This window comes from Mycobacterium botniense (assembly GCF_010723305.1).
In the GTDB taxonomy this organism is placed as follows: Bacteria; Actinomycetota; Actinomycetes; order Mycobacteriales; family Mycobacteriaceae; genus Mycobacterium; species Mycobacterium botniense.
This window is the reverse complement of sequence record NZ_BLKW01000002.1, coordinates 1730087-1745872: the sequence shown is the minus strand read 5'-3', so window position 1 is coordinate 1745872 and position 15786 is coordinate 1730087. Positions and strand designations below refer to the sequence as shown.

Below are 15786 nucleotides of genomic sequence, written 5' to 3'. Positions count from 1 at the left end.
CTGTCACACCGGTTAGATCGGTGTGATGTAGTCGATCAGCCATTTGCCGCCAACTTTTTTATAGTCCACCCGTAGTCGGCTCCCATCGTAGAGAGGCTGTCGGGACTTGTCGGTGACAGTGCGGTTCATGTACACCATCACCGAAGCTGAGTCGCGTTTGGCCGCCATGACTCCTGCACCGACGACACTGGCCTGTACGACGACCTCACGCTTGCGGGCCTCCGGAATGATCTGCTGGTTGACACTTTTTTGAAACTCTTGCCGATAGCCCGGAGTGAGCAACGGGTAGGCGCCAGTGAGGCTACGTTCAACGGTCTGGTAGTCGTAGCCGAACACCTCGGGTATCTCGCGGGCGGCTAAGGTGGGCAGCTGGGCCCGCGCCAACTGCTCGCCCCGTGTCTGTACCCGATCCCAGTAGTACCAGCCGCCCACCGCGGCCAGCCCGACATAGATCGCCGCCAACGCACCGGCGGCAACGGCGGTCCACCACCGCATCAGTTGCCTCCGTCCGGATACTTCAGGTCATAACCGGTCATCCGCCCACTGTCGTCCTCATGGACGATGACACGCAGGCGATAGGGCATGGACGGCTTGTTCACACCGTCAATATCGGTGACGGTCACTCGCACCGATACCAGCACCGACGCGTTGTTGCTGATGTTGTCCACCCCTTCGAGAGCAGCACCGTTGATGACCGCCTCCGAGCTCGCCTGGGTGTCGCGGAACAAGAGTTTGAGATTCTCGACATTGTTGTTCGAGCTGAGCATCGCCCGCAACGGCCCGCTGGTGCCGTCGACGAACCGGTTCACACTCTGGTCGATGGTGTCAGGGGTGTAGCTGAACATGTTGACGACCATTTGCTTCGCGGTGTCGACGAAGCGCTGCTCGCGCGCCTGCTGGGCGTCGGCGTGCCGCTGCTGGACGATTAAGGCCGCCACGCCCGCTGCCAACGCACCGATCGCAACCGTACCCGCGGTCACGGCGATCCACCCGACCAGCCGCCGCCGCGCAGGCCGTCGCGGCGGCGGTGCGACAATCGCCGCGGGCCGCCGCGTCGCCCCGGTCGCCGCCTCAACCCGGACCGTGGTCTCGGCCGCCGCCTCGCCCTTCGCGGGGCCGGCCGCACGGGAAGCCCGTCGCCGGGTCCGGTGCGTGGTCGATTGCTGCCCCGTCATGACAGCTGCCTCGGATCACGCATCAGGTCCACCCAGTTCTCCGCGCGGGAAGCACCGTGGACGCCGGGCGCGAAGATGCCGGTGCCGCCTGCCGGATCCTGGAACGCTCCGGTCTGTTGGTCGTAGGTGGTGTAGGAGGCGCCACTGGCCTGCGGCTCCGGCCCCGGTGGGGGTGCCTGACCCGCAGCAGGACCGGTCTCGGGTGCCGGCGGGCCGGTGCCCAGCGGTGGTGGCGGCGGCGGGATCGTCGCCGGGTATGGCAGCTGCGGGGGCTGCGGCGGGTAGGGAGCCGGCGGTATCCACGCTGTATACGGTGGCGGAGGGCCATTGTCGTTCGGCGGTGCCGGGACCGGCCACGGCTGGTGCGGCGCTGGGCCCGGCCCCGCGACCTGGCCGGGCGGCGGTGGCCCCACGATCGGAATGCCCGGGTCGGGGTCTGCGCCCGGAGGAATATACGGGAACTTATTGGGGGGCAGAATATTTCGCCCATCGGTTACCGGCGTGCCATAAGGGACAGGCGGTCCGCGCCAGGGATTGCTCCCGATCGGCACGTACCCGCGCGGGTCACGGCACAGCTGCACGGTGGGTGCGCGCTTGCCCGGGAACTCTTGGCACGGATAGTTGCGCGCCCCACGCACCGTAGTCGGATCATTCTGCGCCACTTTGCAGTACATGTCCGTCGGGAGCTCGCGCAACGTCTCGTCGGCGGGGGTGCGGATCAGCGGTGGCGGAATGAATCCGGTATTGCAGGGCGGCGGGTCGTTCAAATCGATCTTGAAGTCGAGCTTGGCGCCCTCGTCTTCAGGTTCGCCGCCCGCAGCGGTGGTGATCGCGGCAAAGAGCGCCGGCAATACCACCAGCAAGTGCTCAAGCGTCTTGTGGTAGATGACACCGACTCGACCCAGGTTGGCCAGGCTGGCCGCAAGCATCGGAAAGGATGGCCGGATTCCCGAGAAAGCCGTGCTTGCCTCGTCGGCCGCTGGGGGCACCAAAGCCAGTAGAGCGCGCAGCTGCGGATCAGCCTGCCGCACTTCGGAAGTAAACTTCGCCAGCGCGTCGGCTAGCGACCTGATGTCGTCACCGGAGCGGACCTGTGCTTGTAGGAACGGGCCAACGTGATCTATCAGCTGCGAGGTTTGCGGATAGACGGCGTTGGCCTCGTCCACCAGGAGCCGGGCCGACTCGATCAGTCGTGCCAGCTGCGGGCCGGTCCCGCTGAACGCGGTGAAGGTCTCATGCAGCAACTCACGTAACCGGGTATCAGCCACACTGTTGACCAGCGCCTCGGACTTGCGAAGCAGGGTGGAGATATCCTCACTGATGCGAGTGTTTTCCCTTCCGATGCGGGACCCGTTGTGCAACTTGGCTGCGGCGGGTTTGCCCGGGGAAACCAAGTCGACGTACTGCTCACCGATGGCTGACACGCTGTGCACGCTGGCAATGACATTCGCCGGGATGGCAGTGTTGCTGTTCAGCCGCATGCTGGCGTCCACCCCGTGAGAATTCAGCGTGACCGACTCCACCCTGCCTACCGCGACGCCGCGGTAGGTGACGTTCGCGTTCTTGTATAGGCCCCCGCCTGCGGCGAAGTCCGCCGTCACCGCATAAGTGCCGACGCCCAGTGCGGCCGGCATACGCAGATAAAAGATCGCCATCAGACTGACTGTGATCGCCGTGACGATCGCAAATATGGTCAGCTGGATCCTGGTCAGCCGATCAGTCATCACCGTTGCCCCTGCTGTCCCGACGCTGTCCCGGGAGGAATTTTGAACGGATCGGCCGCTTGCCCCGACAAGTTAGCCAGCTCGCCGATCAGAAAGTCAGGCGGGTTGAGGATTTCACTCATATGAGTCATGTTCGGATCGAAATACGCTGTGGTGAAGAATGTCTCCCCGATCCTACGCAGCGTCAGGTCGAATGTCGTGAACACGTTGAGGTAGTCCCCGCGGACGGCTTGCTTGATACCGAAGTTCGGGAAAGGAAACGTCAACAACAGCTGCAGCGATGTGACAAACTCTTTGCGGTTATCGTTGAGGGCTTTGGCAGCAGAATACAGATCCTTGAGGTCTTCGGCGAAGTCCACCTTAGTTTGCGACAGCACGTGTGAGGCCAGCGCAGCCAATTTCTGCAGCGCACCAAACGCTTCCACGATACGGTCCCGGTTTTTGTTGAGCACCCGCAGCGCGTCGGGCAGCGTTGCCAACGCCCGTCCCAAATTGTCCTTGTCGCGCGCCAGAATCGCAGAGAAGCGGTTCAGCCCGTCGACGGCAGCGATGATGTCATTGACCTGCTGGTTGAGTCCCGCGGCCAACTCGGCCAGCCTGGGCAACAGGTCGACGAATTGACCTTCGCGACCGGCCACTGCCTGATAGGCTTCGTCGGTGATCTCCTGCAGCGCACCAAGATTGCCTTTGTTGACCACCACTCCCAGCGCCGACAGCACCTCCTCGGTGGTGGGATAACGGCCTGTGCGCGATTCTGGGATCGTCGAACCGTTCACCAGCCTGCCGATCGGCGCCTGGCTGGACGGCCGAATGAGCTCGATGTGCTGTGAACCCAACAGCGATGTCTGCGCGACTCTGGCGGTGGAGTTCGCAGGCATCACCACGTTGCGATCCAGGGCTAATTTGACCGCTGCATAGAAAGTTCCGTCCGGTCGTTGCACAGCATCGATGCCCGAGACGCTGCCGACGGTGACATCGTCAACCATGACCGGAGAGTTCTGGGGCAGCGTCGCCACACCGGGCAGCTCGACGGTAATCGTGTACGCACCGCGGCCATGGCCGGCCGTTCCCGGCAACGCGATGGAATTCAGCCCGCCGAACTGGCAGCCGGCGACCGCGGCGCTGCCCGCGATCAATGCGCCAGCCCGCAACCAGTGTGGTTTCATGAGCCTGCTCCCTGCTGCGCCGGTAGCGGTCGAGCCGCGGCCGGCGCCGGACCCGGCGGGGGCCCATATGGCCCGGAGACCGGCGACGGCGCGCTGGGATTGGTCGCCGGGGCAGGCGGCACAATCAGATCCTTGAGATCGTCCGGTTTGGGTGGCTGCAGCCCAGGCTGCGGTATCCACGTCAACTGCGGAATCGGTGTCTCAGACTTAGCCTCGGTGGCCGGCGTGTCATAGATAATCTGGCCCTTGTAGGCCGTGATCGAGTTGATGGGGTGAAAAAGGAACGGCGGGTAGTTCACCGTCAACCTGCGCAGCACCGGCCCCAACCGCTCGCGGCAGAGCTCGGCGCGCTTATAGTATTCCGGTGCCGACTTGCCAGCCGCGGTTTCGAACGAGCCACCGCAGATAAACTGCACCGGGTTGGCGAATTCCGGTATCGACAACAGACCGTTCAGCGTGCCTTGCGCGGGATCGTAGATGTTGTAGAAGTTGCTGATCCCGGGACCAGCCACGTGCAGCACTTGCTCGATATCCTCACTCTGGTCGCTCAGCACCTTGGCCAAGTCGTTGAGTTTGTTGACCGTTCCGATCAATGTCGAGTCATTTTCGTGCAGAAAACCTTTGATATCGGCAAGCGCCTGATTGAGGGTGCCCAAAGTGGTACCGAGGTTGCGGGAACTGTCCGCCAGGACCTGCGACACCGAGGCCAGGTGCCCGGAGAACTGCACGATTTGATCGTTGCTGTGCGACAACGCGTCAACCAGCACCTGCAGGTTTTTCACCGTGCCGAAAAGGTCGGTGCGTGAATCACCCAGCAGTCCAGCGGCTTTCGACAGTTCTTGCAGCGCAGCGTGGAACGAATCACCGTTGCCGTCGAGTGTATCGGCGGCCTGGTTGATGAGCTTGCCCAGTGCGCCTTGCTTCGAACCCGGAGCCGGGCCCAGCTGACCGGCCAGCTTGGCCAGTTCGTCTTTAACTTCATCCCACTCAACCGGAACGGCCGTGCGATCAAGACCGATGCTCGCACCGTCGGGCAGCGCCGGCCCTCCGGTATAGGCGGGCGTGAGCTGGATGAAGCGGGCGGCTACAACATTAGGCGCCACGATGACCGCTCGGGCTTCCTGTGGCACTTTCAGATTCTTGGGCAGCGACATGGTGATCTTGACGTCGGAGGTCCGCGGCTCGATGGCGTCCACCTTGCCCACGGGCACACCGAGAACCCGGACTTGGTCGCCGGGGTAGAGGCCCACCGCTGAAGTGAAATAGCCGACAATGGTGCGGGTGTCGCGATCAGAAAACAGGACTGATACACCTCCCACCAGCATCCCGATCAGGACACCGGCCAGGGCGGTGTGCAGTATCCTGGTGCGCGCGAACCGACTCGTCATGGCGATTTGGGCCTCAGAATCCACCGTTCTTGGATGAGCCCGCGCAGGTAATCGGCCAGACTGGCCGGGAATTTGCCGGGCTGGAAGACCAGGTCGAACACCATCGCCACCATCGGCGCCGGAAGCACACTGTAGACGTTCACGTTGAATCCCGGCCCGGAGCCCACCACCTCACCGAGCGCGGTGGCATACGGGGGCAAGCGTTTGAGCGCTTCGCTGATGTAGTCGCGGCGTTCGTTGAGGTTGTCCAGAACCAGGTTGAGCTTGCTCAAAGCCGGGCCGAATTCTTTGCGGTTATCGGCCACGAATCCGGAGATCTGTTGGGCGACATCGTCGATACCGGAAATCAACTGGTTCAGCGCAGCGCGGCGGGCATCCAGCGCCACAAACAACTGGTTGCCGTCAATGATCAGGCGGTTGACCTGCTCAGCGCGCCTGGCCAAAACCGACGTCACCGTCTTCGCATGCGCCAGCAGACTTTCCAATGCCTCATCGCGACGATTAACCGTGCGCGACAGCGCCGTGACTCCGTCCAGTGCGGCGCGCAACTGAGGGGTGGCGTCGTGCAGCGCCTCGGTGAGCACCTGCAGCGACTTTTCGAACTGGCCCTTGTCCAGCGCCCCGGCGGTGTGACCGAGATCCTCGAGCGCGGAGCCGAGGGTATACGGTGTCGTCGTTCGGCTCAACGGAATCGACCTCGCACGACCCGCGCCGGCCGGGGTCACCGCGATGGAGCGCTCACCGAGGATGGTGTCGGTTCGGATCGACGCAAGCGACTGGTCGCCGACGATGATGTGCCGATCGACGGTGAACGTCACCTTGGCGGCATCTCCGGCCAGCCCGACCGACTCAACCCGCCCGACCTTCACGCCTGACACGTAGACGTCATTGCCGGGTGCGATGCCGCCGGCGTCGGTGAAGTAGGCATCGTAGGGCTTGCCCTGAGGCCAGAATGGCAGCCCGCTATAGCCGAACGCGACCAAGACAATACACGCCACTAAGATCATACCGAAGATGCCGGTGCGAACCGGGTCACGATCGCGTGTGCTATTTGACAAAGGCGCACCTCCCCTTGCTGGGATCAACCTGGCCCCCCATGGGGATCAAGATGTCGCTGCCTGCAGGTCCGTTGATCTTGATCGTCACCGAGCAGAAGTAGATGTTGAAAAACGCCCCGTAGGAGCCGAGCGCGGACAACCGCAGGTAGTCTTCGCCCAGCTGCTCGATGTCGTTGTTCACCTCGGCCTTGCGGTCGTCGAGCTCCGTGGCCAGTGGCCGGGTATTTTCGATGATGCCCTGCAGCGGTCGCCGCGAATTCTGCAGCAGCGCAGTCAGATCCGACTCGGCCGAGGCCAACGGTACGATCGCGCCGGCGATGGGGTCGCGGCCCTGCGCCAGCCCGGTGATCAGTCGTTGAAGCTGGTCGACGTTGGCGGAAAACTGCGCACTCTTCTGGTCCACAGTGGCGAGCACAGTGTTCACGTTGTTGATCACGTCGCCGATGAGGCGGTCGCGCGCGCTCAGCGTCGATGTGAGGGCGCTGGTATTGGCGAGCAGGTTTGACAATGCCCCGCCCTGGCCTTGTAGCAGCTCGATCACGTAGCTGCTGATGGCGTTGATTTTGTCGGCATCCAGACCTTTGAGGACCGGACGCAGACCGCCAAGCAGGGCATCGAGATCCAGGGCCGGTTGGGTGTGCTCTTGGTTAATGGTCGCGCCCGGAGGCAGTTTGCGCAATTCACCGGGGCCGGAGGTGATCTCGAGATAACGGTCACCGACGAGATTTTCGTACCGGATCGCCGCGCGTGTCGACGTGTAGAGTGTGTAGCGTTTGTCCACACCGAATGTCACGTCCACGCTGTTGTTTGGATTGAGCTTGATGCGCTTCACCGAGCCCACCGGCACACCCGCGATGCGGACCTTCTGCCCGGGTTTTAACCTGGTGACGTCGGTGAAGATGGCGTGGTAGGTGTACTGGGGACCAAAGCGGAACTCGCCGAAGATCACCACCAGGCCGGCGGCGACCAGCAACATTGCGATGGTGAAGACAGTGACCTTAACCATCATCGACCGATGTGACTCGTAGCGGGCCATCAGAATTCGTCCCGTTCCGCGAAGGCACCGTTGAACAAAAATTGCAGTGTCGACGGCGCATCCACTTGCATTTCAGTGAAAGGCTGATACGGGATGTAGGCGTTATCGGTGACCAGGAACGGTGCGCGGTACCAGGAGCCGCCGTGCTGCTTAGTGGGAATGTCAGGCAATCCACGGCAGTTCGGGCCGCCGGAACCGTTGACGATCGGCAGGCTCTCCGGATAGGTGTAGCCCGGCGCACCGAGCACGAAGCTCGATGAGGTAAACAAGCCGGCCCTTTTGACGCCGATCAGCGGTGCGAACTCCTTAATGCCGCGGTCGATGCCCTTGAACAGACAACCGTACTCGGGTGAATAGTCGTGAATCACCTTCGCCGGGGCACGCAGCCGTTTGACGGCGTCGATGAAAGGCTGCTCGGCTGGCCCCAACGTCTCGTAGGCGTTGTTAGCAAGACCGATGGTCGCCAACAGCACATCGTTGAGGTTGTCTCGTTGGTCCACAACCGTCTTGGCGGTCACCGGCGCATTGTCGAGCACGCGGGTCAGGCCGGGACCGGCATCAGCATAGATGTTAGCCACGTTCGCGGTATTCCGAAAGTCCTGCTGCAGCGTCGGCAGCTGCGGATTTGCCTGTGCTGCTAAGGTATTCAGACCAGACAGCAACGAGCCGAAGTCGCTGCCGTGACCGCGTAAGCCTTCTGCGAGTGCGCTCAGGGTCCCATTCAACTCGACCGGGTCGATCTTGTGCAACAGCTCAATGAGCGACTGAAACAGTGTGTTGACTTCCAGCGACACCGCGGTGGCTTGCACGTGCGCGCCGGGGCGCAGGGAGAACGGCGAAGGCGATTTAGGCGGAATGAATTCCACCGACTTGGCGCCGAAGACCGTGTTGCTGGCGATGCGGACAGCCGCGTTGGCGGGGATGTAATGAAGCTCACGACTGTTGATGGCAAGCATCAACTGCGCTTCACCACCCGCATAGCTGATGTTTTTGACCTTACCGATCTGGATGCCGCGATATTTGACCTTGCCGTCGCGTTCCATCACCAGCCCCGCCCGCGGTGCGGTGACAAAAACAGGGTCGGTCGAGAGAAACGCTGAGTTGTACGACAGATACGTCAGAAGCGCAAAGCCCGCCAACAAGGAAGCCAGCAACGCCGCCGCCAGCCTGACCTTCGTACGCCTTGCCCCGGTACCTGCCATAGTCCTTGTTACCCAGAGAGGTTGAAGTTACCGGATGCGCCGTAAACCGCCAGCGAAATGAACAAAGTAATGACCACGACCACAACGAGCGAGGTTCGCACCGCCTGACCGGTAGCCAAGCCGACACCGATGGGGCCGCCGGATGCGTTGTAGCCGTAGTAGGTATGGACCAGCATCACCGCGATCGACATCACGATCGCCTGCAGAAACGACCACAGCAAATCCGTGGGGCTCAGAAACGTGTTGAAGTAGTGGTCGTAGAGGCCCGCCGATTGCCCGTTGACGAAAATCGTGATGAACCGTGCCGCAAAAAACGATGCCAGCACCGCCAGCGAATACAGGGGGATGATCGTGATCAGCCCGGCAATCAGCCGGGTGGAAACCAGGTAGGACACCGAGTTCACCGCCATGGATTCGATGGCGTCGATCTCCTCGGCGACCCGCATCGCGCCGAGCTGTGCTGTGGTGCCGGCGCCGATGGTGGCGGCCAGCGCAATGCCGGCGACGACCGGTGCGACGATGCGGACATTGAGAAACGCCGACAGGAATCCGGTCAGCGCTTCGATACCGATATTGCCCAGCGATTCGTAGCCCTGGACCGCGATCACGCCGCCGGAAGCCAGCGTCAAAAACGCCGCGACGCCGACCGTTCCCCCGATCAGCACCAAGGTGCCGGTACCCATCGTCATTTCGGCCACCAGCCGGACCGTCTCCCTGCGGTAACGGCCGAGCGCATTGGGAATAAAGCGCACCGAGATGCCGTAGAACAACGCTTGTTCGCCGAAGTCGTCGACGGGAACCTGAAACCGTGCCACAAAGCGGCGTAGCCGTAGCGTGGTGTCGTAGCTCATGGGTTGCTCACCGGGCCAGCACTCGCACGCCGATCGCAGTCACGACCACGTTGATCACGAACAGACAGACGAACGCGTACACCACAGTCTCGTTGACCGCGACACCCACGCCTTTCGGTCCGCCCTTGACCGTCAAGCCGCGGTAGCAGCCGACCAGCCCGGCGACAGTTCCGAATAACACCGCTTTCACTTCGGAGAGCACCAGCTCACCGAGATGGGTCAGCACCGTGAGGCCGTTGACGAAGGCGCCCGGGTTGACTCCCTGTAACAACACGGAGAACACGTACCCGCCGACGATGCCGATCGCGCAGACCAAACCGTTGAGCAGCAGCGCGACGAACGTCGAGGCCAGCACCCTGGGGACCACCAGGCGGTGGATGGGATCGATACCGAGCACCCGCATGGCATCGATTTCCTCGCGGATGGTGCGGGCGCCCAGATCGGCACAGATCGCCGTGGCACCGGCGCCGGCCACCACCAGGACGGTGCAGACGGGACCGAGCTGGGTGATGGTGCCGAACGCGGTCCCGGCGCCGGACAGGTCAGCGGCGCCGAGCTCGCGCAGCAAAATGTTGAGGGTGAACGCCACCAAGACTGTGAACGGAACGGCGACCAGCAGTGTGGGAACTAGTGACACCCGCGCGATCATCCACGTCTGCTCGAGAAACTCGCGAAATTGGAACGGCCGGCGGAAACCAGCGCGCAGGGTTTCCAGCGACATGTCGACGAATCCGCCCACGGCCCGGGCGGGAACCGCGAGCTGTTCGATCAACCTGGTTCCCCTCTCAGGCGGCTGCTAGCGACTTCCGGGCGAAGCCTGTGCGTCCCCAATATTCGCCGCTTGAATCCCCAGTCACCGGACGCTGCTCCGCGTGAGCCGGATCATAGTAACTAGAACGCGTTCACAGTGTCAAAGAACGCAAAATTGGACAAAGTCAGGTAGTTTGTCCAGGTCAGACCAGAGGTGTGACGCAGCTCATGGGGAACGTGTTCTATTTGCGTAAAGTGCGGTGAGAGGGGTCGCCGCGCCAGTTACGGGCCCATCACAGCGGTCGCTGCGAAGCTGCGCTCGGGATCGCGCTCAGCAAAGTAGTCGTGCAGGGTGGCGGTGAGATCGGCGAGGTCCCATACCGGCGCGTCGACGCTGAATTGGTGCTCGACGCTCGGTGCCGACAGCAGTGTCACGCGCGGGCCGTAGACAATGAAAACCTGCCCGTTGACGGCCTCGGCGGCCGGGGAGGCGAGAAACTGCACCAGGGTGACCACATGTTCAGGTGAGAGTGGGTCGACCTGGCCGTCACCGAGTTCGGGCGCGGCACCGAAGACTTCGGCGGTCATGGCGGTCCGGGCCCGTGGACAGATGACATTGGTGCGAACCCCATACCGGCTCAGCGCCCGCGCGGCAGACAAGCTCAGCGCGGTGATGCCGGCTTTCGCGGCTGCGTAGTTGGCCTGACCGACCGGTCCCACCAAGCCCGCTTCCGACGAGGTGTTGATGATCCTCCCGTAGACCGTTCCGCCGGCTTCTTTCGCCTTTGAACGCCAATACCTGGCCGCGTTGCGGGTGAGCAGGAAATGACCCCGCAGGTGCACGGCGATCACAGCGTCCCAGTCCTCGTCGGACATGTTGAACAGCATCCGGTCGCGGGTGATCCCCGCGTTGTTGACGACGATGCTCAAGCCCCCCAGGCCGTCGGCGCAGCTGATCAGCTCATCGGCGGTGGTCCGCTGGCTGATATCACCGACGACGGCGACCGCCTTGGGCCCGGCAGCGCTGATCTCGTCGATGACGTCGGAAGCTTCCATGGCGGCGGCGAGGTCGTTGACGACGACGGTGGCGCCCGCACGGGCTAAACCGATGGCCTCAGCACGGCCCAGACCGGCGGCCGCCCCCGTCACCACCGCAACCTTGCCGGACAGGTCGGTCGCGCGCGTACCCAGAGTCAATTGACGAATACCTCTAGTCCGTGTTTAGTCGCTGCGCGACAGTGCGGCTCGGGGGCACTCCGCGATGGCCTGCTCGGCCAGCTGCTCCCGGTCGGCGGGAATGGGCTCGGTTTTCACGACGGCGTAGTCTTCGTCATCGAGTTCGAAGATGTCCGGCGCGATGCCCACACACACCGCGTTCCCTTCACACCGGTCACGGTCCACTATCACCCGCACGGTATCCTCCTTGACCTTTCAAACCGCCCTTCTGGACGTACCACCACGATACGACGGGGATCCACAGGGACAGTCGCTGGACCCTCACACTAGAACGTGTTACAACCAGGGTGGCGACCGGTCGCCTCCGACGTGCGGCGTCGCGGCTGGTGAGTAGGCGGGATTGTGGACCGAAGGGCGGCAGGGATGCGCATCATTTACACCCCTGAGCAGGAGGAGCTGCGTCGCGAACTGCGGTCGTACTTCGCCAAGCTCATGACGCCCGAGCGCCGCGAGGCGCTGAACTCGACCTCGGGCGAGATCGGCTCGGGCAATGTCTACCGGGAGATGGTCGCGCAGATGGGCCGGGACGGCTGGCTCGCCCTGGGCTGGCCCAAAGAGTACGGCGGGCAGGCCCGTTCGGCGATGGACCAGCTGATCTTCACCGACGAAGCCGCCATCGCCGGCGCGCCGGTTCCATTTTTGACGATCAACAGTGTCGCTCCGACCATCATGGCGTTCGGTACCGAGGAGCAGAAGAAGTTCTATCTGCCCAAGATCGCAGCGGGTGAACTACATTTTTCCATCGGATATTCTGAGCCGGGCGCCGGCACCGACCTGGCCAACTTGCGCACCACCGCAGTCCGCGACGGTGACGAGTACGTGGTCAACGGCCAGAAGATGTGGACCAGCTTGATCCAGTACGCCGATTACGTGTGGCTGGCGGTTCGGACTAACCCACAAGCCAAAAAGCACCGCGGGATTTCGGTGTTGATCGTGCCGACGACCGCCGAAGGCTTCTCCTGGACACCGGTGCACACCATGGCCGGTCCGGACACGAGCGCCACCTACTATTCGGATGTCCGGGTGCCGGTGGCCAACCGGGTCGGGGAGGAAAACGGCGGCTGGAAACTCATCACCAACCAGCTTAACCACGAGCGAGTCGCGTTGGTGTCGGCGATGCCGATCATTATGGCGCTCAACCAAGTTCGTGAATGGGCGCAGAACACCAAGGATACCCGAGGTGCCCGGCTCATCGACTCGGAGTGGGTGCAGCTCAATCTGGCCCGCGTGCACGCCAAGGTCGAGGTTCTCAAGTTGATCAACTGGGAGCTCGCCTCGTCGAACTCTGCCGCCCCGTCGCCGGCGGATGCGTCGGCCGCCAAGGTTTTCGGCACTGAGCTGGCCACCGAGGCTTACCGGCTGCTGATGGAAGTGCTGGGCCCCGCAGCCACCGTGCGCCAGGATTCACCGGGTGCGGTGCTGCGCGGGCGGTTGGAGCGGATGCACCGCGCCTGCCTGATCTTGACCTTCGGTGGCGGCACCAACGAAATCCAGCGCGACATCATCGGTATGACCGCGCTGGGGCTGCCACGAGCCAACCGGTAAAGGACCCCCTCATGGATTTTTCGACAACTGAAGCCGCGCAGGAACTCGGCGATCTGGTCACCACCATCGTGGATGCGGTGTGCACGCCGGAGCATCAACGCGCACTCGACGCGCTCGAGCAGCGCTTCGACCGCGAGCTGTGGCGCAAGCTGGTCGACGCCGACGTGTTGAGCACTGCGGCACCGGAGTCGCTGGGCGGTGGAGGTTTCGGTGTACTCGAGCAGACCGCGGTGCTGGTCGCGCTCGGCCGTCAACTGGCCGCGGTGCCGTACCTGGAGTCGGTGGTGTTATCCGCCGGGGCACTGAGCCGGTTCGGCTCCCCCGAACTCCAGCGGCAGTGGGGCGCGCCGGCGGTCGGCGGAGAAAAAATCCTCACCGTAGCGCCGGAGGGTGAACCGGGCGAGGGCCCGGTGCAGGCGGCCCGTACCGGAGCCGGGTACCGCCTTACGGGTACCCGTACTCAGGTCGGCTACGGTCCGGTAGCGGACGGCTTCCTGGTGCCGGCGGAAAGCGATTCGGGTACTGTGCTTTTCCTCGTCGCAGCAGACGATCCGGGTGTCGCGATCACCGCCCAGCAGACCACCAGCCTGGGTAGCGCCGGATACCTTCGATTAGAAGGAGTCGAGGTCGACGCTACGCGCACAGTTGGCGGCGATGACGCTGTCAGCTGGGTTTCGACAATGAGCACGCTGGGCCGCAGCGCTTTTCAACTCGGCGTACTTGAACGCGGATTGCAGCTCACCGCCGACTACGCCCGCACCCGTGAGCAGTTCGAGCGCCCAATCGGCAGCTTCCAGGCGGTAGCGCAACGCCTGGCCGACGGCTACATCGATGTCAAGGGGCTGCGGCTCACCTTGACCCAGGCGGCCTGGCGGCTCAGTGAGAATCTTCCCGCCGGCACCGAGGTCGCCACCGTCGCGTTCTGGGCCGCTGAGGCTGGACATCGGGTAGCGCACACCATCGTCCATATCCACGGCGGCGTCGGTATCGACATCGACCACCCGGTGCACCGCTACTTCCTGGCGGCCAAACAGACCGAGTTCGCGCTGGGCGGCGCGACCGGGCAGTTGCTGCAGATCGGCCGCGAATTGGCCGACACACCGGTCTAGTCGTTATGGGTGAGCCGCTCCCTACCGTCACCGACCTGCTGGCCCCGTTGGTCGAGGTCGACGATCGGGGCGTCTATTTCGAAGACTCGTTCACCAGCTGGCGCGATCACCTCCGGCACGGTGCGGCGATCGCCGCGACACTGCGCGAACGCCTGGATCCCGCTAGGCCTCCGCACGTGGGGGTGCTGCTGGAAAACACCCCGTTCTTTTCGGCGATGTTGGTTGCGGCGGGCCTTTCCGGCATTGTGCCGGTGGGCCTCAACCCGGTGCGGCGTGGCGCCGCACTGGCCCGGGATATCAGCCACGCCGATTGCCAGCTGGTACTGGCTGACTCGAATTCGGCTGCGGCGCTGACCGGCATCGAGCACGTGAACGTCGACTCCGCTGAGTGGACCCGGGAGGTGGCCACGCATGCCGATGCCCAGGTGGGCTTTCCGGCAGCACGGCCCGAGGACTTATTCATGCTGATCTTCACGTCGGGCACCAGCGGTGATCCGAAGGCGGTGATGTGCAGCCACGGCAAGGTCGCGATCGCCGGCGTGACGATGACCGAGCGATTCGCTCTGGGCCGCGATGATGTCTGCTATGTGTCAATGCCGCTGTTTCATTCCAACGCGGTGCTGGTCGGCTGGTCGGTGGCGCTGGCCTGCCGCGGCTCGATGGTATTGCGGCGTAAGTTCTCGGCCTCGGCGTTTCTGCCCGACATCCGAAAGTATGGCGTCACCTACACCAACTATGTGGGCAAGCCGTTAGCGTATGTGCTGGCCACCCCGGAGCGTCCGGACGACGCCGACAACCCCCTGCGCGCGGTGTACGGGAACGAGGGTGCGCCCGGTGACGTCGAACGCTTCGCCCGCCGCTTCGGATGTGTGGTGATCGACGGATTCGGGTCGACCGAGGGCGGAGTGGCGATCAGCCGCACCCCCGACACGCCCGCGGGTGCGCTGGGCCCGCTGCCCGAGGGCATCGCGATCGTTGACCCCGAGTCGGGCACACCCTGCCCGCCCGGGGTGATCGGTGAGCTGGTCAACACCACCGGAGCGGGACGGTTCGAGGGCTACTACAACGACCCGGAAGCCACCGCGCAGCGCATGGCCGGCGGGATCTACCACAGCGGTGACCTGGCCTACCGCGACGAGCACGGCTACGTGTATTTCGCCGGGCGGCTGGGTGATTGGCTGCGGGTCGACGGGGAGAACCTCGGCACCGCACCCATCGAGCGGGTGCTGGCACGCTACCCGGATGCGACCGAGGTGGCGGTGTATCCGGTCCCCGACCCGGTCGTCGGCGACCAGGTGATGGCGGCGCTGGTGCTGGCTCCGGGCGCGGACTTCGATGCCGAGAAATTCCGGGCGTTTCTGGCCGAGCAACCCGACCTCGGGCCCAAGCAGTGGCCGTCGTACGTGCGGGTCAGCAGCGCGCTGCCGCGGACGGCGACGTTCAAGGTGCTCAAACGCGAGCTGTCTGCGCAGGGTCTCGACTGCGCCGACCCGGTGTGGCAGATTCGGCGATAGCCCAACATTCGCGGAGGCGGGAGGCGGGTCGA

15 protein-coding genes are annotated in these 15786 nt (G+C 63.7%); 3 read left to right on the top strand and 12 right to left on the bottom strand.

Annotated features, from left to right (window positions below):
* Positions 1 to 12: 12 nt before the first annotated feature.
* The 12 genes from G6N08_RS08140 to G6N08_RS08085 form a co-directional block, all read right to left on the bottom strand.
* On the bottom strand, positions 13 to 495 hold the full coding sequence (locus tag G6N08_RS08140) for a mammalian cell entry protein (RefSeq protein WP_163755945.1): 483 nt from the start codon (positions 493 to 495) through the stop codon (positions 13 to 15).
* Positions 495 to 1175, bottom strand: coding sequence for an Rv1363c family protein (locus G6N08_RS08135; protein ID WP_163755943.1), 681 nt, complete (start codon positions 1173 to 1175; stop codon positions 495 to 497). Before G6N08_RS08135 ends, G6N08_RS08140 begins: the two co-directional genes overlap by 1 nt.
* Positions 1172 to 2899 (bottom strand): virulence factor Mce family protein, encoded by a 1728-nt coding sequence (locus G6N08_RS08130; protein WP_163755941.1) that lies wholly within the window; start codon positions 2897 to 2899, stop codon positions 1172 to 1174. The genes G6N08_RS08135 and G6N08_RS08130 overlap by 4 nt, the downstream gene beginning before the upstream one ends.
* Positions 2899 to 4065 (bottom strand): MCE family protein, encoded by a 1167-nt coding sequence (locus G6N08_RS08125; protein ID WP_163755939.1) that lies wholly within the window; start codon positions 4063 to 4065, stop codon positions 2899 to 2901. Before G6N08_RS08125 ends, G6N08_RS08130 begins: the two co-directional genes overlap by 1 nt.
* Complete coding sequence (locus G6N08_RS08120) at positions 4062 to 5453, bottom strand: virulence factor Mce family protein (RefSeq protein WP_163755937.1); 1392 nt, start codon at positions 5451 to 5453, stop codon at positions 4062 to 4064. The genes G6N08_RS08125 and G6N08_RS08120 overlap by 4 nt, the downstream gene beginning before the upstream one ends.
* A complete protein-coding gene (locus G6N08_RS08115; RefSeq protein ID WP_281352709.1) occupies positions 5450 to 6511 on the bottom strand; it encodes a virulence factor Mce family protein in 1062 nt (353 codons plus the stop codon). Before G6N08_RS08115 ends, G6N08_RS08120 begins: the two co-directional genes overlap by 4 nt.
* Positions 6501 to 7547: an MCE family protein gene (locus G6N08_RS08110; RefSeq protein WP_163755933.1), complete on the bottom strand. Its 1047-nt coding sequence runs from the start codon at positions 7545 to 7547 to the stop codon at positions 6501 to 6503. The genes G6N08_RS08115 and G6N08_RS08110 overlap by 11 nt, the downstream gene beginning before the upstream one ends.
* Positions 7547 to 8749: an MCE family protein gene (locus tag G6N08_RS08105; protein WP_163755931.1), complete on the bottom strand. Its 1203-nt coding sequence runs from the start codon at positions 8747 to 8749 to the stop codon at positions 7547 to 7549. The genes G6N08_RS08110 and G6N08_RS08105 overlap by 1 nt, the downstream gene beginning before the upstream one ends.
* Before the next feature lie 8 nt (positions 8750 to 8757).
* A complete protein-coding gene (locus tag G6N08_RS08100) occupies positions 8758 to 9600 on the bottom strand; it encodes an ABC transporter permease (RefSeq protein ID WP_163755929.1) in 843 nt (280 codons plus the stop codon).
* Positions 9601 to 9607: 7 nt separating this feature from the next.
* The gene (locus G6N08_RS08095) at positions 9608 to 10372 is read right to left on the bottom strand and encodes an MlaE family ABC transporter permease (RefSeq protein WP_163755927.1); all 765 of its coding nucleotides are present in this window, start codon (positions 10370 to 10372) and stop codon (positions 9608 to 9610) included.
* A gap of 260 nt (positions 10373 to 10632) precedes the next feature.
* Positions 10633 to 11547: a 3-oxoacyl-ACP reductase gene (locus G6N08_RS08090; protein WP_163755925.1), complete on the bottom strand. Its 915-nt coding sequence runs from the start codon at positions 11545 to 11547 to the stop codon at positions 10633 to 10635.
* Positions 11548 to 11571: 24 nt separating this feature from the next.
* On the bottom strand, positions 11572 to 11763 hold the full coding sequence (locus G6N08_RS08085; RefSeq protein WP_163755923.1) for a ferredoxin: 192 nt from the start codon (positions 11761 to 11763) through the stop codon (positions 11572 to 11574).
* Between the two features lie 186 nt (positions 11764 to 11949).
* Here G6N08_RS08085 and G6N08_RS08080 point away from each other — a divergent pair, with 186 nt between their 5' ends.
* From G6N08_RS08080 to fadD17, 3 genes are read left to right on the top strand one after another with little or no spacing between them, the layout of a single operon-like run.
* On the top strand, positions 11950 to 13131 hold the full coding sequence (locus tag G6N08_RS08080; RefSeq protein ID WP_163755921.1) for an acyl-CoA dehydrogenase: 1182 nt from the start codon (positions 11950 to 11952) through the stop codon (positions 13129 to 13131).
* A gap of 11 nt (positions 13132 to 13142) precedes the next feature.
* Positions 13143 to 14240: an acyl-CoA dehydrogenase family protein gene (locus G6N08_RS08075; RefSeq protein WP_163755919.1), complete on the top strand. Its 1098-nt coding sequence runs from the start codon at positions 13143 to 13145 to the stop codon at positions 14238 to 14240.
* A gap of 5 nt (positions 14241 to 14245) precedes the next feature.
* Positions 14246 to 15754, top strand: coding sequence for a long-chain-fatty-acid--CoA ligase FadD17 (gene fadD17, locus G6N08_RS08070; RefSeq protein WP_163755917.1), 1509 nt, complete (start codon positions 14246 to 14248; stop codon positions 15752 to 15754).
* Positions 15755 to 15786: the final 32 nt, after the last annotated feature.